19 protein-coding genes and 1 pseudogene are annotated in these 20,160 nt (G+C 55.1%); 11 read left to right on the forward strand and 9 right to left on the reverse strand.

Going from position 1 to position 20,160, the window contains the following annotated elements; translation table 11 throughout:
* Positions 1-11: 11 nt before the first annotated feature.
* Together AC4LE2_RS18300 and AC4LE2_RS18305 are read right to left on the reverse strand one after the other, a co-directional pair.
* Positions 12-1,202, reverse strand: a complete 1,191-nt coding sequence (locus AC4LE2_RS18300) for a PAAR domain-containing protein (protein ID WP_491827215.1) — start codon at positions 1,200-1,202, stop codon at positions 12-14.
* 377 nt (positions 1,203-1,579) lie between these two features.
* Positions 1,580-1,930, reverse strand: a complete 351-nt coding sequence (locus AC4LE2_RS18305) for a hypothetical protein (protein WP_491827217.1) — start codon at positions 1,928-1,930, stop codon at positions 1,580-1,582.
* Between the two features lie 64 nt (positions 1,931-1,994).
* Between AC4LE2_RS18305 and AC4LE2_RS18310 the strand changes: the two are divergent.
* Positions 1,995-2,459 (forward strand): annotated as a pseudogene (locus tag AC4LE2_RS18310) (IS30 family transposase); the annotation flags it as partial.
* Here AC4LE2_RS18310 and AC4LE2_RS18315 read toward each other — a convergent pair.
* From AC4LE2_RS18315 to AC4LE2_RS18345, 7 genes are read right to left on the reverse strand one after another with little or no spacing between them, the layout of a single operon-like run.
* Positions 2,456-2,878 carry an SMI1/KNR4 family protein gene (locus tag AC4LE2_RS18315; protein WP_491827219.1) on the reverse strand — a complete coding sequence of 141 codons (423 nt, stop codon included), beginning with the start codon at positions 2,876-2,878 and terminating at the stop codon, positions 2,456-2,458. The pseudogene AC4LE2_RS18310 and the gene AC4LE2_RS18315 sit on opposite strands and share 4 nt — an antisense overlap.
* Before the next feature lie 3 nt (positions 2,879-2,881).
* Positions 2,882-3,169, reverse strand: a complete 288-nt coding sequence (locus AC4LE2_RS18320) for an HNH/ENDO VII family nuclease (RefSeq protein WP_491827221.1) — start codon at positions 3,167-3,169, stop codon at positions 2,882-2,884.
* Positions 3,170-3,220: 51 nt separating this feature from the next.
* Entirely contained in the window at positions 3,221-3,949 is a 729-nt protein-coding gene (locus AC4LE2_RS18325; RefSeq protein ID WP_491827223.1) for a hypothetical protein, read from the reverse strand.
* A 9-nt stretch (positions 3,950-3,958) separates the two neighbouring features.
* Positions 3,959-5,161: a PAAR domain-containing protein gene (locus AC4LE2_RS18330; RefSeq protein WP_491827225.1), complete on the reverse strand. Its 1,203-nt coding sequence runs from the start codon at positions 5,159-5,161 to the stop codon at positions 3,959-3,961.
* On the reverse strand, positions 5,158-5,745 hold the full coding sequence (locus tag AC4LE2_RS18335) for a DcrB-related protein (RefSeq protein WP_491827227.1): 588 nt from the start codon (positions 5,743-5,745) through the stop codon (positions 5,158-5,160). Before AC4LE2_RS18335 ends, AC4LE2_RS18330 begins: the two co-directional genes overlap by 4 nt.
* Positions 5,746-5,764: 19 nt before the next feature.
* On the reverse strand, positions 5,765-7,540 hold the full coding sequence (tssI, locus tag AC4LE2_RS18340; RefSeq protein ID WP_491828176.1) for a type VI secretion system tip protein TssI/VgrG: 1,776 nt from the start codon (positions 7,538-7,540) through the stop codon (positions 5,765-5,767).
* Positions 7,541-7,598: 58 nt separating this feature from the next.
* Positions 7,599-7,745, reverse strand: a complete 147-nt coding sequence (locus AC4LE2_RS18345) for a hypothetical protein (protein ID WP_491827229.1) — start codon at positions 7,743-7,745, stop codon at positions 7,599-7,601.
* 728 nt (positions 7,746-8,473) lie between these two features.
* Here AC4LE2_RS18345 and AC4LE2_RS18350 point away from each other — a divergent pair.
* The 10 genes from AC4LE2_RS18350 to icmH all read left to right on the forward strand — a co-directional run bounded on the left by AC4LE2_RS18350 (position 8,474) and on the right by icmH (position 20,150).
* Positions 8,474-9,223 (forward strand): hypothetical protein, encoded by a 750-nt coding sequence (locus AC4LE2_RS18350; protein WP_491827231.1) that lies wholly within the window; start codon positions 8,474-8,476, stop codon positions 9,221-9,223.
* 67 nt (positions 9,224-9,290) lie between these two features.
* Complete coding sequence (gene tssB / locus AC4LE2_RS18355; RefSeq protein WP_491827233.1) at positions 9,291-9,824, forward strand: type VI secretion system contractile sheath small subunit; 534 nt, start codon at positions 9,291-9,293, stop codon at positions 9,822-9,824.
* A 14-nt stretch (positions 9,825-9,838) separates the two neighbouring features.
* Positions 9,839-11,341, forward strand: a complete 1,503-nt coding sequence (tssC, locus tag AC4LE2_RS18360) for a type VI secretion system contractile sheath large subunit (protein ID WP_491827235.1) — start codon at positions 9,839-9,841, stop codon at positions 11,339-11,341.
* A gap of 25 nt (positions 11,342-11,366) precedes the next feature.
* Positions 11,367-11,849, forward strand: a complete 483-nt coding sequence (gene tssE / locus AC4LE2_RS18365) for a type VI secretion system baseplate subunit TssE (RefSeq protein ID WP_491827237.1) — start codon at positions 11,367-11,369, stop codon at positions 11,847-11,849.
* On the forward strand, positions 11,849-13,681 hold the full coding sequence (gene tssF / locus AC4LE2_RS18370) for a type VI secretion system baseplate subunit TssF (RefSeq protein ID WP_491827239.1): 1,833 nt from the start codon (positions 11,849-11,851) through the stop codon (positions 13,679-13,681). The genes tssE and tssF overlap by 1 nt, the downstream gene beginning before the upstream one ends.
* A complete protein-coding gene (gene tssG, locus AC4LE2_RS18375; RefSeq protein ID WP_491827241.1) occupies positions 13,645-14,715 on the forward strand; it encodes a type VI secretion system baseplate subunit TssG in 1,071 nt (356 codons plus the stop codon). The genes tssF and tssG overlap by 37 nt, the downstream gene beginning before the upstream one ends.
* Positions 14,712-17,309, forward strand: a complete 2,598-nt coding sequence (gene tssH / locus AC4LE2_RS18380) for a type VI secretion system ATPase TssH (RefSeq protein ID WP_491827243.1) — start codon at positions 14,712-14,714, stop codon at positions 17,307-17,309. The genes tssG and tssH overlap by 4 nt, the downstream gene beginning before the upstream one ends.
* Positions 17,310-17,345: 36 nt before the next feature.
* Entirely contained in the window at positions 17,346-18,104 is a 759-nt protein-coding gene (tssJ, locus tag AC4LE2_RS18385; protein WP_491827245.1) for a type VI secretion system lipoprotein TssJ, read from the forward strand.
* Positions 18,097-19,440 carry a type VI secretion system baseplate subunit TssK gene (gene tssK / locus AC4LE2_RS18390; RefSeq protein ID WP_491827247.1) on the forward strand — a complete coding sequence of 448 codons (1,344 nt, stop codon included), beginning with the start codon at positions 18,097-18,099 and terminating at the stop codon, positions 19,438-19,440. Before tssJ ends, tssK begins: the two co-directional genes overlap by 8 nt.
* The gene (gene icmH, locus AC4LE2_RS18395) at positions 19,437-20,150 is read left to right on the forward strand and encodes a type IVB secretion system protein IcmH/DotU (protein WP_491827249.1); all 714 of its coding nucleotides are present in this window, start codon (positions 19,437-19,439) and stop codon (positions 20,148-20,150) included. The genes tssK and icmH overlap by 4 nt, the downstream gene beginning before the upstream one ends.
* Positions 20,151-20,160 lie beyond the last annotated feature (10 nt).

Here is a 20,160-nt window from a genome sequence, read left to right on the forward strand (position 1 = left end):
AGTTTTTGCCGCTATCCCCTGATTAATTTAGGATCTGCAACTGTCTGCTCAAACTTGGTGTACTGTGCCAGCTTGGAGAAATATCCTTGATAGTCATTGCACATAGGCTTAGACACACCAATAGGGTGATTAGGGCTCACAAGCGACATCTGCTTTTCAGCATGAGATGAGTAATACTGGCCTTTATAATCTCTGTCATATGGATGAGACTTTATTTCGTGCCCAATTAGTTCAGATTTCTCTTTAATTCTCTCAGCCGGAACCTTTTCATATCCCTCGGGCTTTCGGACACCCCAACCGCTGATCGTTTTTTTGTCGTTGGAGGATACTGTTTTAACTCTATACTCTTTGCTTGGGGGAAGATCTGCTTTTGCCTGATTGGCACGGCTTAATGCAGCTTCCGATTCATTAATACTGTCGGTTTTTTGTGAATTCTTCGGAGCAATCCGCACATTCCCAAAATTCGACCCCAGCCCCTGCGTCTTGATCTCATACCGAGCATCAAACCACTTACCGCCTTTGACACCCAGCCCGCCACCAAGCAAACCTCCGCCGAGCGCCATCAGCGTTTGCCCGTCAGAACCGGCGCCGAATAGTTTGCCCCCCGCCCAGTTACCGGCTGTCCCGCCCGCAATGCCGCCTGCTAGGCCAGCGATCACAAGAATGGGGCTGGCGAGCACGAAGGCGCTGCCCAGGCCTACCCCCAACACGCGCCGCGCAAGCCATTCCGGAACTTCTGGGTTGATGGCATCCGTGGTGTGAGTAGCCCCGCCGATGAAAACGTTTCCCGACCCCGCGCTTATTTTGGCATCGCACACTGTTCGATCGCCCACACGAGCGGCAGGCATGCCGTTGATGTAAACCGTGCTACTGCCCTGCGCGATGATTTGCGGGGCAGGCCCATGCTCGTCGCACGTCGCGGTGTCCACATGTGCCCTGGCGGCGGACTTGCCATTGATAGCCACGTTGCCAGAACCGCTTTGAATCTGCCCGGTGCTGTGGTTACAGACAGACAAGCTGCCAAGGACTTGACCAATACCGGCGCCTGCTGCGGCGCAAGCCCCCACCATCGCAACCGCTGCCAGGCCGCCTGTTCCAACAATCAACGCCGCCCCTATAGCGCCGATCGCTAACCCCGTGAGCAAGCCAGTGAGTGAGCCGGTATGCTCGATAGGGTCACCCAGGCGTGCTGCCTGACTCATGGCGTTATTTCCGGTTCACCCTCGGCAAGAGGATGACGCACTTCAATCGTATCGACGACCGAATAGAAGGCTGCTCGCTCCTGCGGCGTCATGCCCCTGGCGTCGTTGCTTGTACCCGTGACTTGTATAAGCAGTGAGTGTTGATGCTCGTCCCGATGAATAAAGAGCAGTTGCAACTGATGTACGGGTTGGTCTTGCCGGTAGTCATTATTTTCGCGATCTGTACTTCACACCTACAAAACTGAAATAGCGAAAATCACAGAATTGAAAGAAATTTATTTTTTAATACTCGACCTATTATGCGTACGCCAGAAAATCTTGGAGACTCTGCCTTATATGGATCATGCTGCTAATCCGGTTCTGCAACAGCATCAAAACTAAAGGTCCTGCTGTCTTTCAATTTCTGCATCTGCTGCTTCAAGGATACCGCTTACGAGGTCAGAACTAATGCGCCAAGTTTCAAGATTTGGGTTTCCTAAATACTGTTCGCCAAATGGGATTTCATAAAATCTTGCTTTTAATTTTTCACTTTTCACAACTTGCAGGACTGATCGTATCAGCCTGGCATGCTCCTGATAATCACCCTCAAATATTTCGATTTCTATAACTGGAAGCTCAGCCTCAAGCTTACTCTTGATTGACTGCAAAGAAACATTCAAAGCACGATGCAAAGTCATTAATTTTTTTGCATCCAATCTCTCTTCAATAACTATTGCTATAACAGACATTAAAATTCCTCAGGGGATCTTAGGTTTATTGGCTCACCGAAAGAATCGTTTCTCCACCTACCATCGCAGTACGGGCTACTTGATGCTGGTCAGGATGAACGATGCAACGGCCACCCCGGTAGTTGAGGGTTTTAGTGCGGCATTGAATCGTATGCCACTGGCGGCTAATAAAACACTGACGTATGACAGAGGCCGTGAAATGGCGCGGCACGCTGAAATCACTCAGCGCACCGGCGCGGCGATCTATTTCTGCGATCCGCACAGCCCTTGGCAGCGGGGCAGCAACGAAAACATCAACGGATTAATTCGCCAGAATTTATCCGAAGGGACCGATCCGTCAGGTGTAAGTTAAGAGCAACTGGATGCCATTGCGTACCAGTTGAACATCCGTACGCGTCAGCGATTTGATTACAGGTGTTCCATTGAAATGATGACTGCCATGATGGCCAAGCATCACCAGCCCCTTCTTTACTCAGTGGTTGAGCTCGGCCTTTGCAACCGCCGAGAATCATTCTTCCTCCCTATCTAACAAATAGGAAAAAATTCAGAATAACTATCCCAAGTATCCGGTGTATTAATAAATTGCATTGAATTTAAATTTTTTGCCTCTACGGCATCACACCATACCACTGAAGGTTTATTAGATACATCAAAAGCAATAATGCTACCTGGCGGCTCGGCTAGGATAACTAGATTTTTTTTAAGACCGATCGCCTCCCTTATCCTCAAGGTCTCCTCAACAATATTTGTAGCATCACCAGAGCTTGCGATCTCGTGATGGCTTATACCGCCAAGCAACCTCCCGCTATAAAATTTTGCTATTTCTTTGAAATCTTCAGGAAATTTCAAGCCAAGCAACTTCTCGATTTCAATAAGTTCGTCGGCGGAGCATGGTTCAGCTCCATAGATCTCATCGTATTTATTTTTCAGGTCTGCAATATCAAACATAGTTCACTCCGCGCTATCTGCTGCCCGCCATTTCCAGTACTCACGGGTATCCACATCAAATTTTTTTCGGTCAGGCTGAAGAGTTGGGTGTGGCTTACTTCTACCATACTGGCTATGCAAGACGTCCTGACCCGGCTTTTCTACACCATGATAACGAGTACTACCCTCCACCAAAGGTCCGGGAGATTTTTGACCAAAATGATGTAAAGGCAGGCCATTGTCGGCGTTGAGGTATTCGGTCTTGTGGCCCAGCGCGTCGACTTTGTAGATTAGGCGGATTATGACTAACAAAAAAATTCACATAACGACTCAACTTAAGTCTTAATGCTAAGAGCGCTGCATTCACCTAGCAAAAACTCCAGAAAACTCTGAAACTCTCTCCAAAGCTTTCGAAAAATCAAGCCTTTCCTCTTTTAATCTATCTTGGACAATAATATAAACATTTTCGGCAGGAGAGAGAATCTCCAAAACCTCATTTCTAAAATTTGTAATTTCAATAAATCCACTGATAACCCCATTTAAATTTTCCATCTCAGAAACTAGTGTATTGAATTTTAAAATCGCTCCATTTTCATACGTACCAGCACCGGTTTTTGGATTGTCAAAATAAACTCTAACTTTCGGAAAAACATTTCTTTTCCACTTAAACACAGGAACCATTCGAGTCATAATTTCCTTGAACTCCTCCTCGGATTCCCCGCCTGAAAACTCGCAGCGAAAAATCGGGATGCACAAGTATAAATTTTCTCTCTTTGCTTCTAGCCTACCTTTTAGGCTTGAATGATAATTACTAGGCACTAATATGGCATGAGTAAATCCATACTCGCTCTCTAGAATCTTGTATATAACTGGCTTATTCTCCTCAACGAAACTAGGAACCTGATCTAACAGCATCGTAGAAAAAGCGCGATCTAAAGTATCTTCCGAAACAGCTAAAAAATCTTTTTTTGCCGAAGATTTTAAATAATAATGATAGGTGATTTTTGGCAGATTATGCTGAAAAAAATAATACCCGCCCGCGCTTTCTTCAACAACAGAAAAAGACTCAAGCAGATCTCTCTTAGAAAACATAGAAACTCCTCAATCGTAGTCAGGCCCAACATCTTGCCTGTATCTAATACCCTCAGCCCCCATCTTCGCCCCATCAGAGCTATTGAGAGAACGCAGCCGGATGCTCATATTTTCTGTATCGTTATAATAATCGTTACGTGAAGAACGAGGGGAATTATAACCTTGTTCATTCCAATGCTCAACAACGGCTTTTTTGTGCTCAATAGTAATTCTTAGGTCATTCCTTGCCACAACATCTAAATCCGCAGTTAGCACTTTCCCAGCATCAGGTCCATCCTGAATAGTGTGAGCATCCAAAACTTTATCTCTCACGCCTGCGCGATACGAACCTGGGTATTGGGATTTACGATTGAATTGCAAAGGCGCTTCAGAACTCTTAAGAAAGCGCCCATCAGGCCCACGCTTAGGTGGGGATGCTACCGTCGATTCTGGGACAGAAGTAGTCTTAGGAACAATCTTAACATTCCCAAAATTCGACCCCAGCCCCTGCGTCTTGATCTCATACCGAGCATCAAACCACTTACCGCCTTTGACACCCAGCCCGCCACCAAGCAAACCTCCCCCGAGCGCCATCAGCGTTTGCCCGTCAGAACCGGCGCCGAATAGTTTGCCCCCCGCCCAGTTACCGGCTGTCCCGCCCGCAATGCCGCCTGCTAGGCCCGCAATCACAAGAATGGGGCTGGCGAGCACGAAGGCGCTGCCCAGGCCTACCACCAACACGCCCCGCTCAAGCCATTCCGGAACTTCTGGGTTGATGGCATCAGTGGTTTGAGTCGCCCCGCCAATGAAAACGTTTCCCGACCCCGCGCTTATTTTGGCATCGCAGACTGTTCGGTCACCGACACGGGCAGCAGGCATGCCGTTGATGAAAACGGTGCTGCTGCCTTGCGCGATGATTCGCGGTGCAGGCCCGTGCTCGTCGCAGGTTGCAGTATCAACATGTGCTCTGGCGGCGGGCTTGCCATTGATAGCCACGTTGCCAGAACCGCTTTGAATCTGCCCGGTGCTGTGGTTACAGACAGACAAGCTGCCAAGGACTTGACCAATACCGGCGCCTGCTGCGGCGGAAGCCCCCACCATCGCGACTGCTGCCAGGCCGCCTGTTCCCACAATCAACGCCGCTCCTATAGCGCCGATCGCTAACCCCGTGAGCAAGCCGGTAAGTGAGCCGGTATGTTCGATAGGGTCACCCAGGCGTGCTGCCTGACTCATGGCGTTATTTCCGGTTCACCCTCAGCAAGAGGATGACGCACTTCAATCGTATCGACGACCGAATAGAAGGCTGCTCGCTCCTGCGGCGTCATGCCCCTGGCGTCGTTGCTTGTACCCGTGACCTGTATAAGCAGTGGGTGTTGGTGCTCATCTTGATGGATAAACAGAAATTGCAATTGATGTACCAGCTGACCTTGCTGGCGCCATTTGAATTCGACACGACGCGCTTCTAAGCCGGCGATATTTGCCGAGCACAAAGGCTCGATCCATTCCAGATGAGATAACCCTTTTTTCAGGTCATCAAGCAATTGCTGCGCCATGTCTTCAAGGCCTTGATCAGGCGTAATAGGCGTACGGCCGATAACAACAGACAGAGGACTCGGCCCAATATCCGTCAACGTAAACACATGAAACGTTTTGTCCTTGAAGTTTGACGGCCTGACAAAGCTCAACTCATTGGTGTGAAAGCGCTCGGGTGCAGGCAAAGGCGCGTCCTTTGCTTCCTGAAGAATACGTTCTTGTTCCAAGCGTTGTTCGTTGCGAATTCGCTGTTCTGACAAGCGATCATAAATATTTCTGCGCATGAGGATTCCTGTCCGTCTGCTATTTGTTCAGGTTAATGATCGTCTTGCCTTCAACATCGACCGTGACGCCGGACAACGTAATAGTGCCATCCGAATTCATTTTTAAGGTGCTCGCACCGACCTCCAACGTAATGGAGGTCGCAGCCTTTATCTTCACTTCCCCCTTATCAACGGTGACAAAGTAGCTACCTTCTTCGACGGCAATACTGGTCTCCAGCTTGATCGTCTCGGCATGTTTGCCCTCTACTTTAATCGTACGGCTGCCCCCCACCGTATGACGCTCGTCCGCTTCAATTTCAGTGTCCATGTCACGCTCAGCGTGAACGATAATGTGCTCCGCCCCCGCCTTGTCTTCGAACCTGAAGAAGTTGGCATTGGCGCCCTTGCCCTTCATCGACCGCGTCAAAAACCCACTCTGAGTTTTATTCGCAGGTAGTGCCCACGGCGGCGTGTTTCGGCTGTTGTAGAGGCTGCCCATGATCAGCGGGCGGTCGGGGTTGCCGTCGAGGAAGACGACGACGACTTCATCCCCTACGCGAGGGATTTGAATGCTGCCGAACCCGCCACTGGCGGCGGATTGCGCAACGCGAACCCAGCAGGAGCTTTTATCGTCGAACTGGCCGTAGCGGTCCCAGTGGAACTGCACCTTTACCCGGCCCATTTCATCGGTGTAGATCTCTTCGCCAGACGGCCCCACGATGATTGCGGTTTGGGGGCCCGGAATGCCGGGCTTGAGCAGGGCCGTTTGAGGTCGGAACGTGATCTTTTTGCGCACGCTGTGAAACGTATTCGCGTAATCCGCCTGGCTACCCGAGGTGTAGTTGTTACTGCCGTGGTGCTCGACCTTCATGACCAGAAACTGCCGGTCGTCCGCAGGCCCCAGGTCATGCTCGTAATGCTGGGTGAGCTCGAAGGTATAACCCGGTCGCAAGGCGCGGCAATTACTGTGCCCCACGAACGTTTTGCCTTTGAGTTCCAGCGCCTCGATGCGGTTGCGTACCAACTGCTCACCGTCGGCGGGTGTGCCATGGGTGTAGTGGCCCATGTAATCGTACAGCTCGAAGGCAGGCACATCCCCTTGCTGGTTGAGGCTGTTCATGGTGACGGGAATACGGTTGTTCGGTTGCCGATAATCGAAGGTTTGTACAGACACTTTGCCCGGCTGGAATGCACGGGCAGACGTCCAGCGGGTAATTGAGTCTGCTGTTTCAGTGACAGCGGCCCGGTGGAAACGTATCTGTGGCTGCTCAGGCAAGGGCGTAAGTACGCTTGAGTCATCCATGATGATGAGCGTATGACGGTCGGCGGTATGTTCGAAGTAATAAAACAACCCTTCTTGCTCAAGCAAACGCCGGACGAAGTGGCTGTCACTTTCACGGTACTGGGTGATGTAGCTATGGGGCTTGAGCACCCGATTGACGCGAAACTCATAGTGGGCCAGGCCTTCGTACTGGCTGAACACCTGGGTGATCACCTGCTCGACGGTTTGGTCCTGATAGATGTGCGAATCGAACCGCTGCTCAAGAAACCCCAGCCAGGAGCCAAGGTACGCGGAGTACCTGGAAAAACCTTCGTCGCTGCCATTGGCCCCAAAGCCAAAGACATGGCCGTTGATGTAGCGACTGCCGCCGGTAGCGAGTTCTATCTCGACAGTGGCAGGCTGGCCAATGGCTGACTTGAGTTTTACGCCTGCATCATCGGAAATCAATTCGAGTTGGAAGCCGAAGTCTGTTGAAAGCCCCTCTTGCCCCGAAAACGACTCCAGTAATAATTCCTGCCCGCCCGACAGCGCCATGGTCAGTTTGAACAGGCGCCTGTTCTGCGGTGTAAACAAAGACGAAATATCTATCACGTCAGTGACTCCTCGGCCTGTCATACGCCAAGGGGCGCGGATCAAGTACGAGGGGCTTGCCGAACAATCGCCATTGAGGGGTGGCGAGGTAGGTGAGCGTGATCAAGCGCGAATCATGCGGTGAACGCAACGCGGCAAGGTTCATCATCGGTGCATCTCCTTGGGCAAAACCGGCATGCTCCTGCTATGCCCGGTAACAACACACCACGCGCCAGCACTCATGCATGTGCGGTGGCAATACCACGCTGAAACCCTTGTAAAACGGCTGTTCCCGCCGGGCCCCTTGGCCACAACCATGGAATCGTTTCGCCGTTGACGCTTGGCTTCAGAGCGTGGAAGGAGACACCCGAGCGCCGTGCGCTGTCAACCCGAATGCTAATTTTTTGCGGCGCTACGCCCATGCAAAATTTTCTAACAATTGCGAGAAAGTGAATTCAGCACACCAGCCGTGCAATCGCCGCCAATGGGCGCGAATCCGGGGTCATTAGGGGTGCAAAAGTGGCCAACTATGTGAACCCATTCGCTTTTTTCGAGTTTATTTTCAACGGATTTAGAGGATCCAAAAACCGCCGCACAACCCCATTCTAAAGCGCTTTGACGCCATTTGAATGGCACAATTCGAAGCGTAATGTCATTGCGCCACTGTTGCAGTGAGAATCAGAACCAAGGAAGAATTGGTATCAGTGAAGTGCCTAAAACCCTCGAATGGGTGGCAAATTAGAACCTGCGAGTTGCTAATGATTAGCACCCCGCAACCGCGCCTGATGCGTCCGCTGAATAGCGTTCGATGAAGGTTTTAAAGGCGCTGGCCAAGCTATTGCAACCCCGCATTCCTCGTAAGGGCCGTGTGAAGAAGGGTTCAAGGATGATGTACCGATGATTCAGACGTTCGACGTAGACGCATTGATCAGTCTACGACGCCAGACACGGGCCATTTCAGATGTGCTCAGGGCTTTGGCGTCGGATTACCTGGCTACCCTTGCGTTGCTGATTCGCCCACAGAGCCTGTTCGGCGAGTACCTGCAAGGCGCACCCCGTAGCAGTGGGCGTGAAACGCAATACCATTTCAAAGAACTCAACGCCTTGTATGACCGAATTGGTGGGGCTGCGCCATTCCAGTTAGTCAATGAAATTGAAACACCGCTCAATTTGATCAGTACTACGCCTGAGCTGTTCGCGCTGGAGTACGACAAAGTGCTCGCGGACAGTGGCGAGGTTATCCGCATCATCAGCCCGACGCGTTGGGTCGTAGGGTTCAACTCCTTCGGCTTGGAGCAGTTTCGCAAGCTCATCAAAGACCCGAACCGTAGCAGTGCGGAACTGTACCGTTTCGTCTTGCACTACTTGGTTCTGTTCTATTGCATCAGCAAATCACCTGGGCTGGGGCGGCTATTCGAAGGCCTTCGGTTTCCCGTTAGTTTCGAAAAGCTGAAGGGCTTTGGCGACTTGCCCTTCTGCATAATCAGCTCGCCCGTGCAGGCCACGCTACCCGACGACTCAGTAATTCGCAGTAGTACCCAGATAGCGGGCAATGCCAGCTTCGAAGAGCTGGTAGGCCAGGAAAGCATCATGAATATGAGCGATGAGACGCGTCAGCGCCTGCTACTGACCATCGACGCATTGTAACGCGCCTGGTTCGGCATTGGCCGACGCGCAAACGACTTGAAGCGAGCAGCTCGCACAGGAGACCACCGTGGCGAAGAAGGAAAGTACCCAGCACAAACTCGATCGTGTTCGCGCACCTCGGGTGCATATCACCTACGACGTGGACATCGGCGATGCTCAGGAAAAGAAAGAGTTGCCTTTTGTCGTGGGCGTATTGGGCGATTTCTCCGGTGCATCCCTAGAGCCCCTGCCGAAGCTTAAAGATCGGAAGTTCGTGTACATCGACCGTGACAACTTCAATGGCGTGCTCAAGGGCATCAAGCCACGCCTGGCTTATCGGGTCGATAACACACTGACCCGGGACGGTACTCAACTGGGCGTAGAGCTTAACTTCAATACCCTCGAAGACTTCGAGCCTCAGAATGTGGTGCGCCAGGTCGAACCGCTTCGCAAGCTGCTGGAAGTACGCAACAAGTTGGCGGACCTGCGCAACAAGATGGGTGGTAACGACAAGCTTGAAGAGCTGCTGATGGATGTGTTGCAGAACACCGAGAAGCTGAAAACGCTTGGCAAGGAATTCGGCCGTGAAGCCGCCGTTCCCGCTAACGATGCCAACGAGTAAGCAGGAGCACGACGATGACTGAGAAACAAACCGCCGCTCAGCAAGGCAATGACCTGGTCGAAGTGGAAAACTTCGCCCCCCAGGCCTCGCTGCTCGACAGCATCATTTCCGAAAGCCGTGTTGCCCGCTCCGACACTGAGCGTACCCGCACCCGTGACTTGATCGGCGAGCTGGTCGGCCAGGTACTCGAAGGCGAGATGACCCCGAGCAAGGACCTGATCGCGGTACTTGATGCGCGTATCGCCGAGATCGACTCAATGCTCTCTGCGCAAATGAACGAAATCATGCATGCGCGTGAATTCCAGCAGTTGGAAGCCTCCTGGCGTGGCCTGAAGTATCAGGTAGACCAGACCGAAACCAGCACTACGCTGAAGATCCACCTGCTCAACGCCTCCAAGAAAGACTTGGTTCGAGACCTCAAGGCCTCGTCCGAATTTGACCAGAGCGCGTTGTTCAAAAAGATCTACGAGGAAGAGTACGGCACCTTCGGTGGCGCGCCTTTCGGCATGCTGCTGGGCGACTATGAGTTCAGCCGCAGCCCTGAAGACATGTACCTGCTCGAAGAAATCTCCCACGTAGCCGCAGCGGCCCACGCTCCGTTCATCTCGTCCGCGTCATCTGAGTTGTTTGGCTGGGACTCCTTCACCGAGATGTCCGGCCCACGGGACTTGGCGAAGATCTTCGATACCGTCGAATACGCCAAGTGGAAATCCTTCCGCAACTCTGATGACTCGCGTTATGTAGGCCTCACCTTGCCCCATGTATTGGGCCGCCTGCCGTATGGCCCGGATACCACGCCTGTCGAGGAATTCAACTTTGTCGAAAGCGTCGATGGCCGCGACCACAACAAGTACCTGTGGATGAACGCAGCCTATGCCCTGGGCACCCGGGTGACAGATGCGTTTTCTCGCTATGGCTGGTGCGTAGCCATTCGTGGCGTAGAGGGCGGTGGTTTGGTGGAAGGCCTGCCAACCCACACCTTCAAAACCGACGATGGTGAAGTAGCGCTCAAGTGCCCTACCGAAATCGCGATCACCGACCGGCGCGAAAAAGAACTCTCTGACCTGGGTTTCATCCCGTTGGTGCACTGCAAAGGTACGGACTACGCGGCGTTCTTTGGCACGCAATCAGCGCAGAAGCAGAAGCAGTACAACACAGACATTGCCAACGCCAATGCCAAGCTTTCGGCGCAGTTGCAGTACATCTTCGCCACTTCGCGTATTGCGCACTACATGAAAGCCATCATGCGCGACAAGGTAGGGAGCTTTGCCTCCCGCAAAGACGTTGAGATGTTTTTGAACAAGTGGCTCTCCAGCTATGTATTGCTCGATGACACGGCCAGCCAGGAAGCCAAGGCCAAGTTCCCATTACGGGAAGCGCGTGCCGAGGTGTTCGAAGTGCCAGGCAAGCCCGGTGTGTACAAGGCTGTGACTTACCTGCGCCCGCACTACCAATTGGATGAGCTGACCGCGTCCTTGCGATTGGTTGCAGAGTTGCCGCAATCCACTCGCGGTTAATGGAGCACGTTGCCAAGGAGGCAATATGACTAGCCAGCACACACTGCTGCCGTCTCTATTGGACCGGTTGCTGGACGACCGCCCACATCAGGCCGTCGAGTCTTCGGCCGAGCGCTTGTGTTCGCTTGCTGATTACAAAGCCAGCATCGTTCGGGACTTGGAGATTTTGGTGAACACCCGCCGGTCTTTGGTGGCCGAGGAATTGGGCACGTTTCCCGAGCTGAACGGCACGATCCTCGACTACGGTATGCCGGACTTCACTAGCAAAAGCGTATTGGCGCCCGAGGATCGCCTGCTGATTCAGCGCCAGTTGGAAAAAGCCATAGCGGTCGGCGACCGCCGGTTTCGCAACGTCAAGGTACAGGTGCTGCCACAGCAGCCTGGCCGACGCATGCTGACCTTTCGGATCGATGCTGTTTTGCACCTGCGGGATGTCTCCCGTCAGGTTTCCTTCGATGCGGTGCTGCAGGTCAACACCCAGGAATACAAAGTACAGAACCTAAACTGATGCTCGACGACCTGCTCCCCTATTACGAAAAGGAACTGTCGCACCTGCGCTTTTTAGGTCAGGAGTTCGCGACCCAGTACCCGAAAATCGCATCGCGGCTGCTTATTGAGGGCGACCACTGCGAAGACCCTCATACCGAGCGCTTGATTGAGGCGTTTTCGTTTCTGGCCGCGCGCGTCCATAAAAAGCTCGATGACGAGTTTCCAGAAATTGTCGAAGCGTTTCTGGAGATGCTGTACCCACATTACCTGCGCCCTACCCCGTCGATGTCCATTGTCGAGCTCAGCATGGGCACGCATGAAAAGGTCACTGAGGCTTACCACGTTGCCCGGCATACCGAGCTGCATGCCAACGCGGTGGACGGTGTGGTGTGCAAGTTCCGCACTTGCTACCCCGTGGAGCTGTGGCCCATCGCCGTGGAGCAGGCTTCTTTCATAGAGATGGAGCGCTCGACGTTCAACGGCCATAGCGCTGACCTGATCGCCCGTCTTCGATTGATCTTGAGTACCACCGCGGATGCACAGTTCGGCCAGATAGCGCTCGACAGCTTGCGGTTCTTCCTGGACGGCGAAAGCACGCTGATGCTCCAGTTGTATGAGCTGCTGTTCAACAATGTGGCCAAGGCCACGTTGAGCTTCGAGGACGAAGGCCGTACCCGCGAAGTGCAGCTGCCTGCCGATGCGTTGAAAGCGGTGGGTTACGGGCTGGATGAAGGGCTGGTGGATTATTCGGAGCGGTCGTTCCTGGGCTACCGACTGCTGCATGAGTATTTCACCTTCCCTGACAAATTCATGTTTTTCGACCTGTCCGGGTTCGAGCGCATTCTTGCTGGCAAGGCGTTGGAGAAGGTTGTAGTCAACGTTTACTTCTCCGACTACGACCTTAACGATCGGTTGGCACGGCTTGCCCAGAATATTGGGCGGGGCAACTTCAAACTCAATTGCACCCCAATCATCAACCTGTTCCGCCAGCAGGCCGAACCGATCAAGCTCACCCACGCGCAACACGAGTACAGGGTCGTCCCCGATGTGCGCTTGCAAAGCGCCGCTGAGGTGGTGTCCATCGACCGGGTGCGTCGGGTCAGGAACAGCAAAGGCGTCGATCAAGTTACCACCTGCCACCCGTTCTTCGAGCCCCGCGCCGATCAAGGCAAGGGCCATAGCTTCTGGATCAGCCGTCGCCGTCCGGTGCAAGCCCAACAAACCGATGGTTCGAACATGTTCATCCGCGTGGTGGATCGGGACTTGGAGTTGATCGATGCCGCCGACGACACCTTGAGCATACGGCTGACCTGCAGCAACCGTGACCTGCCGCAGATGTTGCCCTTCGGAGGTGAGCGCGGCGACTTCAATATCCCGGCCAACTCAGTGATTCAGCACATTCGCTGCCTGCGCAAGCCAACGGCCTCGGTACGGGTACCGCTGGGCAATGGCGTGATCTGGCGGCTGATCTCACATCTATCGCTGAATCATATGTCGTTGGTATCCCAAGGGCGGGAGGTGTTGTTGGAGTTGCTGTCGCTCTACAACTACCGAAACACCTCCGCGATCCGTAAACAAATCAACGGCATCGTTTCAGTTGGTAGCGAGCCCGTGGTGGCGCGTATCGGCCATCCACGACCCAATTTCGTACGGGGCGTTGGCGTTACGCTGACGTTTGACGAACGCCAATACATTGGTAGCGGTGTGTTCTTGTTTGGCATGGTGCTGGACCATTTCTTCGGCCAGTACTGCACCCTTAATAGCTTTACCCAGCTAACCCTTCGTACCTTGCAGCGTGAAAAGAGAGTGGTCCAATGGCCCCCGCGAACCGGCGATCAACCCCTGGTCTGATCGACCAGGCCCGGGCTGAGCCGTACCGATTCGAATTCTTTCAATTGGTGCGTTTGCTTCGCCTGCACTACAGCAGGACAGGTCGTATGGACCTGCAGACACGGCCGCATGAAGATCCGCTGCGGTTTCGTTCGCTCTTGTCGCTGAATTTTCCGGCCAGCGAAGTGAGCGACTTGACGTTCGAGCGCGAGGGTTCGGTATCCCTGGCGGGGTTGCCGCTATCAGAAGTGCAGGTGACCTTCATGGGGTTGGTGGGGCCTTCCGGTGTACTGCCGCGGCCCTATACAGAGTTATTGCTGGAGCGGCACATTCAATACCGCGACGACGCCGCCCATGCGTTTCTCGATGTGTTTTCCCATCGCATGACCACGCTGTTCTACGAAGCCTGGCAAAAGTACAAGTTCTACATTGAGTATGAGCGCAACGGCAGCTCCAAATTCGACCGCTACCTGCTCAACCTGGTCGGTTTCGGGCCCCAGGCGCAGCACCGCAAATTCGGCCCGGGAGGCTCACCCCTGCGCCGCGAGTTGTTCAGTTATTTCTCAGGGATGTTCGCGCAAAAGCCGCGCAACTCGCTCAACCTGCAAGTGATGCTGAGCTTTTATTTCTCGTTGCCTTTCACGGTCAAGCCATTCGCCGGGCGTTGGTTGAAGCTGGCCGAGAGCCAGCGCACCCAGTTGGGCCGCAAGAATGCCGCTTTAGGGCAGAGCACGGTGGTGGGTAATCGGATCTGGGATTACCAGGCCTGCGTACGCATTGAAATCGGGCCCTTGGCGCTGACGGACTACCAGCGGTTCCAGCCCGACACCCTCGACTACCGCAAGCTGGTGGAGCTGGTCCGCTTCTATGCAGGCCCGCAGCTGGACGTTCAGATCGCGCCCGTCCTCAAGCGCGAAGAGGTGCCTCTTGCCCAGCTTGGCCGTAAAGGTGGAGTGGCCTTGGGCTGGCTCGGGTGGCTCAAGCGCCCAGGCACCGATGTGGCGCCGTCCCGCTGCGCCCTTTTCAACATTCCTTTCGATGGGGTCTCCCTGTGAACCTGAAGTCGCTCTTCGCCAAGCTGAACGAAACCAGTCGTACAGCCACAGAAGCCGCCGCCGCGCTCTGCCTGTCGGAGCGGCATTACGATGTAGAAGTCGAACATCTGTTACTACAGTTGCTTGAAAGCGAGGATAACGACCTGCCCGGCATCCTGCGCCATTACAGCGTGGTACCGGAGCGCCTCCAGGCTCAGTTGATGACCGCACTGGGCACCTTCAAGAAGGGCAACACCCGCACCCCAGCCCTATCGCCCTCGATCACCCGTATGATCGAGCAAGCCTGGCTGCTGGCCTCCATTGAATTCGGCCAAAGCCAGATCCGTACCGGCTATTTGATTCAGGCCCTGCTCGATGATGACGCGCTGCGCCGCGTGGTCACCGCCTCGGCGCCAGAGCTGGAAAAAATCAACGCCGATGACCTACGGGTCAACCTTGCTGCCTTGGTCGAAGCCAGCCCGGAGTCCGGGCTGGTTACCCCACCCCAGGCCCAGAACACTGGCAGCGCCCGTGCCGTTAAAGGCAATGGCAACACCCCGGCGCTGGACCAATACACCGTCAACCTTACCCAAAGCGCCCGCGAGGGCCGGATCGACCCGGTACTGGGCCGAGCGTTTGAAGTGCGACAGATGGTCGACATCCTCACGCGCAGGCGCCAGAACAACCCGATTCTTACCGGCGAAGCAGGCGTAGGCAAGACGGCCGTGGTCGAAGGCCTGGCGCTGCGCATTATTCAAGGCGATGTGCCCTCCATACTTCGGGATGTGGCCATTCATACCCTGGACCTGGGGCTGCTACAGGCTGGCGCGGGTGTGAAAGGCGAGTTCGAAAACCGCCTGAAATCCGTGATCGAAGAAACCAAGCGCAGCCTGCACCCGATCATCCTGTTTATCGACGAAGCTCATACCCTGATCGGTTCAGGAGGCCAGGCTGGCCAAAACGATGCCGCCAACCTGCTCAAGCCTGCCCTGGCCCGCGGCGAATTGCGAACCATCGCCGCGACCACCTGGGCCGAGTACAAAAAGTACTTCGAGAAAGACGCCGCGCTCGCCCGGCGCTTCCAAGTGGTCAAGGTAGAAGAGCCGGACGAAGAAAAAGCCATTTATATGCTTCGCGGCCTGCTCTCCAAGATGCAGGAACATCATCAGGTCACTGTTCTGGACGAAGCCTTGGTTCAGGCGGTGCGCCTGTCCAACCGCTACATTACCGGGCGCCAGCTTCCCGACAAAGCCGTGAGCGTGCTGGACACCGCCTGCGCCCGTGTGGCCCTGGCGCAGTCTGCACAGCCTGGTCCGCTGGAAGACGCCAAGCGGCTGATCGAAAACCTGCAAGCAGAAATTGCCGTACTGGAGCAGGAAGCCGCCCAGGGCAGCGACCACGCCCGCCGCCTGGCTGCGTTGAACGAACAAGAGCAAGCCGCCCAGAGCACCAAGGCCAGCCTGGAGCAGCAATGGCAACGTGAGCTTGAATTGGTGGAAAGCCTCAAGGCGTTAAGTACGCAAGAAGCCCCTGATGCCGCCGCCATTGCCGCTGCCCGCGCAGAACTGGCCACAGCCCAGGGCGAACAGCCTTTGGTTCATGCACAGGTAGACGGCGGCACCATCGGCGAAGTGATCTCGGGCTGGACAGGCATCCCGCTGGGCAAAATGCTGCGGGACGAAATCGATACCGTACAGGCCCTGCCTGCGCTGCTTGGGGAGCGTGTATTGGGGCAGGACCATGCGCTGTTGGAAATTGGCAAGCGCATCAAGATTTCCCGGGCGCGTATGGAAGACCCGAACAAGCCCATCGGTGTGTTCCTGCTACTGGGCCCTAGCGGCGTAGGCAAAACAGAAACAGCCTTGGCGCTGGCCGACACCCTTTACGGCGGTGAGCGAAATGTCATCACCATCAATATGTCGGAATATCAGGAGGCCCATACGGTTTCCAGCCTGAAGGGCTCGCCGCCTGGCTACGTGGGCTATGGCGAAGGCGGTGTGCTGACCGAAGCGGTACGGCGCAAACCGTACAGCGTGGTGTTGCTCGATGAAGTGGAAAAGGCCCACCCAGACGTACTTGAGCTGTTCTTCCAGGTGTTCGACAAGGGTGTGCTCGATGATGGTGAAGGTCGGGAGATCAACTTCCGGAATACGGTGATCATCCTTACCTCCAACACCGGCACCGACCACATCATGCAGTGGTGCCTGAACGCCACCGAGCAGCCTACCCCCGAGGCCATCGTCGACGGCCTGCGTGACGAGTTGAACCAGGTATTCAAGCCCGCCTTCCTTGGCCGCCTGACGATCGTGCCGTATTACCCGGTTCAAGACCGCGTGCTGGAGCGGATCGTAGCACTCAAGCTGGAGCGCATTCGCAAGCGCTTTGAGCGCAATCATCAGGCTGTGCTGGGTTACGACGAGGCACTGGTCGCAGCCATTGCGGCACGCTGTACCGAAGTCGACAGCGGTGCCCGCAACATCGACAACATTCTGTCCAAAACCCTGATGCCAGCGCTTGCACAGCATGTGCTGGCGCGCATGGCCGAGGACAAGCCGATTCAACGCCTGGATATTGCGTTAGGCAGCGATGGCGACTTCGCCTATCACCTGACCTGACCGGGCATTCACAACACGTATTCATAGGTAGTCGTCATGAATAGGGCAAACATGGGCCGGTTTTACACAAGGGCGTGCTGGGCGCGTGGTTTGGCCGTTTTGGTAATCACCGCCACGCTGGCGGCCTGCGGTGTGTCGGACCGGGCAAGCAAGCGAGTGGACGATACCTGGGCAGGCGACATGCTGTTCGGGGACAAAGAGACGTTGATCCTGACTGCCGATGGCGGTAACCAATTGAACCCGGACGATTCAGGCAGGCCCCTGTCAGTTGTGCTGCGGGTGTACCAGCTCACAGCACTGGAGCGTTTCGCTTCCAGCGACAGCGATACCTTGTGGTTGGAGCCTCACAAGGCCCTTGGCAACACGCTGGTTGAAGGCCAGGAGATCACCCTGCTGCCGGGCATTGGTCAGGTCGATCGATGGCCCCTGCAAGCGGCGGCCAACTATGTGGGCATAGCGGCGTTCTTTCGCGAGGAGCACAACAGCCGTTGGAAAGTCGCGTTCGATGCCAGGTCCCTACGCAAAGACGGTATCTGGTTCTCCTCCAGTGGCCTGCGGGTGCTGGTAGACAACAACCTGATCATCGCGGCCCGAGGTGTGGATGTGCTGAACAAGCCCCCTACCGAGGCACAACTGGCGGCTGGCAATACCGTGCCGCAAAGGCCGGCAACACCGCAGCGCCTTGGTGATACTCAAGGCAGTGCAGTTCAGAAGGCCGAAGCTGCCCTGACAGATGTAACGAGCACACCTCTACCCGCACAATCCGAATTCCGAGTGGACAGCGTTCATGAGTAAGCACAGCCGAGTGATGTGGTCTGAAGGGATGTTTCTCTTGCCACAGCACTTCCAATACCAGGACGAATTCCATCAGCATCAACTGGCCGAAGCCACGTTGCGTGGCACGCCTTTCCATTGGGGCGTGCAGGCCCTGCAGATCGATGAACAGGCCCTGGCCAGCGGTTCGCTGCAGCTCAAGCGGCTCAAGCTGGTGTTCCCGGATGGCACTCTGTTCGACGCACCCCAGCATGACCCCCTGCCCGCAGCCAGAGACATGAAAGAGCTGCTCAAGGGTAATGACCTGAATGTGTATGCGGCGCTGAAACTCCCTGAGCCTTTCGGCGTTAACTATATGGACGATAGCCAAGAGCAAAAGAGCGCGCGCCGCTACCGTAAGCAGTTCGACACGCTACCGGACCTCAACGAAGGGGACTTGGAAAACGAGATCACCAGCCTGCGGTTGAACGTAGTGATGTTGGTGGACGGCGACAGCCTGGATGGCTACAGCCACTGCCCCGTGGCCCGGTTGTCTCGCAACAATATTGGCGGCTTTACCCTGGACACCCACTTCGTGCACCCCACGCTGCATTTGGGCACCCACGACACCCTGGTAAGCCTGGGTAGGCGGTTGTTGGGCGCGCTGCAGTCCAAGGGTAAAGCACTGTCAGGGCGGCGGCGGGAGCGGGCGGACCAGATCGCCGAATTCGGCTCCAGCGACGTTACCCTGTTCTGGCTGCTCAATACTGTCAATCGGGCTTACCCTAACCTGGCGCACTTGTTGACCCACCCTCGCCTGCACCCGGAGCGCCTGTATCTGTTCCTGGCAGAGCTGGCCGGTGGCTTGCTGACGTTCTCGCTGGACACTGAACTCAACGACATTCCTGAATACGATCACCACGACCCCGCTGCCTCGCTGGTCAAGCTGGACGCGATGATCCGCGTGCTATTGGATAACGTGATCCCCAACCAGTGCGTCACGATCCACCTCGCCCAGACCAAACCTTCGTACTGGCAGGGGCAACTGCACGACCCGCGCCTTGCCCAGGCGGATTTCTACATCTGCGTGCATGCGGACATGCCTGGTTCTACCCTGCTGGAGCTGGTACCCCGTGCAATCAAAGTGGGCTCGCCCGAAGACATCGAAGTGGTGGTCAACAGCGCCATGCCAGGCGCCACGCTTAACCATTCCACCCGCCTGCCTAATGCAATCCCTGTGCGGCTGGATAACCACTACTTCTCCATAGAACCCCATGGCCGGGTTTACGAACGCATGATGAACGCCCAGGCGATCTCGTTCTACGCGCCCAGTGCTTTTACCAACCTCAAGCTTGAACTGATGGCGGTACTCAAATGACTGAAGCCGTAATCCAAGGCGCTATGGCTGCTGCCCCTGGGAAACCGACCCTTAAAGACTTGGTGCAAGACTTCATCAGCATGGTGCTGATCATGCGCCGTGGCCGTGAAGTAACCTCCGTCACTGCGTTCGAAGCCAGTGTTGATACTTTTTTCACCACCCTGGAGCGCGAAGCCCGCCAGGCTAACTACAGCGTTGAACAGGTCAAGGACACCCAATACGCACTCTGTGCATTCCTGGACGAAAGCGTACTGCGCTCGGGTGATACGCAACTGCGCAGCCAGTTCGAACTATCACCCCTGCAGTTTCGCTACTTCGGTGTGCATCTGGCCGGGCAAGGCTTCTTCGAGAAAATCGAAACGCTGCGGGCAGAGGTGAAAAAAAACCTCGATGTGCTTGAGGTGTACCACCTGTGCCTGGCCCTGGGGTTCGAGGGCAAGTTCGGGCTGGCCGAGAAAGATCAACTGCGCTACCTGGCCAATACCCTCGGCCAGGACATTGCCCGCTATCGCACCTCGCCCAAGGCCCTTTCGCCTGATTGGGCACTGCCTGACCAAGTGTCCCAGATGCTTCGGTATGAAATACCAGCCTGGGTATACCTGGCGCTCATTGCATTGGTTTGCGTGGCGGTTTACCTCACGCTGGATTGGCTACTGGGCAAGGACGTCGCCGCGCTTTCCGAACACATCAGCCAGCTGTTCAGTGCCTGAGCAATGCTGA

The sequence above is a fragment of the Pseudomonas sp. 9.3L genome (assembly GCF_058536285.1).

What these genes read in the sequence shown, in the direction of transcription:
- AC4LE2_RS18300 (WP_491827215.1), bottom strand. Translation starts at nt 1,202, where the DNA reads ATGAGTCAGGCAGCACGCCTGGGTGACCCTATCGAGCATACCGGCTCA.
- AC4LE2_RS18305 (WP_491827217.1), bottom strand. Translation starts at nt 1,930, where the DNA reads ATGTCTGTTATAGCAATAGTTATTGAAGAGAGATTGGATGCAAAAAAA.
- AC4LE2_RS18315 (WP_491827219.1), bottom strand. Translation starts at nt 2,878, where the DNA reads ATGTTTGATATTGCAGACCTGAAAAATAAATACGATGAGATCTATGGA.
- AC4LE2_RS18325 (WP_491827223.1), bottom strand. Translation starts at nt 3,949, where the DNA reads ATGTTTTCTAAGAGAGATCTGCTTGAGTCTTTTTCTGTTGTTGAAGAA.
- AC4LE2_RS18330 (WP_491827225.1), bottom strand. Translation starts at nt 5,161, where the DNA reads ATGAGTCAGGCAGCACGCCTGGGTGACCCTATCGAACATACCGGCTCA.
- AC4LE2_RS18335 (WP_491827227.1), bottom strand. Translation starts at nt 5,745, where the DNA reads ATGCGCAGAAATATTTATGATCGCTTGTCAGAACAGCGAATTCGCAAC.
- tssI (WP_491828176.1), bottom strand. Translation starts at nt 7,540, where the DNA reads ATGGCGCTGTCGGGCGGGCAGGAATTATTACTGGAGTCGTTTTCGGGG.
- AC4LE2_RS18345 (WP_491827229.1), bottom strand. Translation starts at nt 7,745, where the DNA reads ATGATGAACCTTGCCGCGTTGCGTTCACCGCATGATTCGCGCTTGATC.
- AC4LE2_RS18350 (WP_491827231.1), top strand. Translation starts at nt 8,474, where the DNA reads ATGATTCAGACGTTCGACGTAGACGCATTGATCAGTCTACGACGCCAG.
- tssC (WP_491827235.1), top strand. Translation starts at nt 9,839, where the DNA reads ATGACTGAGAAACAAACCGCCGCTCAGCAAGGCAATGACCTGGTCGAA.
- tssE (WP_491827237.1), top strand. Translation starts at nt 11,367, where the DNA reads ATGACTAGCCAGCACACACTGCTGCCGTCTCTATTGGACCGGTTGCTG.
- tssF (WP_491827239.1), top strand. Translation starts at nt 11,849, where the DNA reads ATGCTCGACGACCTGCTCCCCTATTACGAAAAGGAACTGTCGCACCTG.
- tssG (WP_491827241.1), top strand. Translation starts at nt 13,645, where the DNA reads ATGGCCCCCGCGAACCGGCGATCAACCCCTGGTCTGATCGACCAGGCC.
- tssJ (WP_491827245.1), top strand. Translation starts at nt 17,346, where the DNA reads ATGAATAGGGCAAACATGGGCCGGTTTTACACAAGGGCGTGCTGGGCG.
- tssK (WP_491827247.1), top strand. Translation starts at nt 18,097, where the DNA reads ATGAGTAAGCACAGCCGAGTGATGTGGTCTGAAGGGATGTTTCTCTTG.
- icmH (WP_491827249.1), top strand. Translation starts at nt 19,437, where the DNA reads ATGACTGAAGCCGTAATCCAAGGCGCTATGGCTGCTGCCCCTGGGAAA.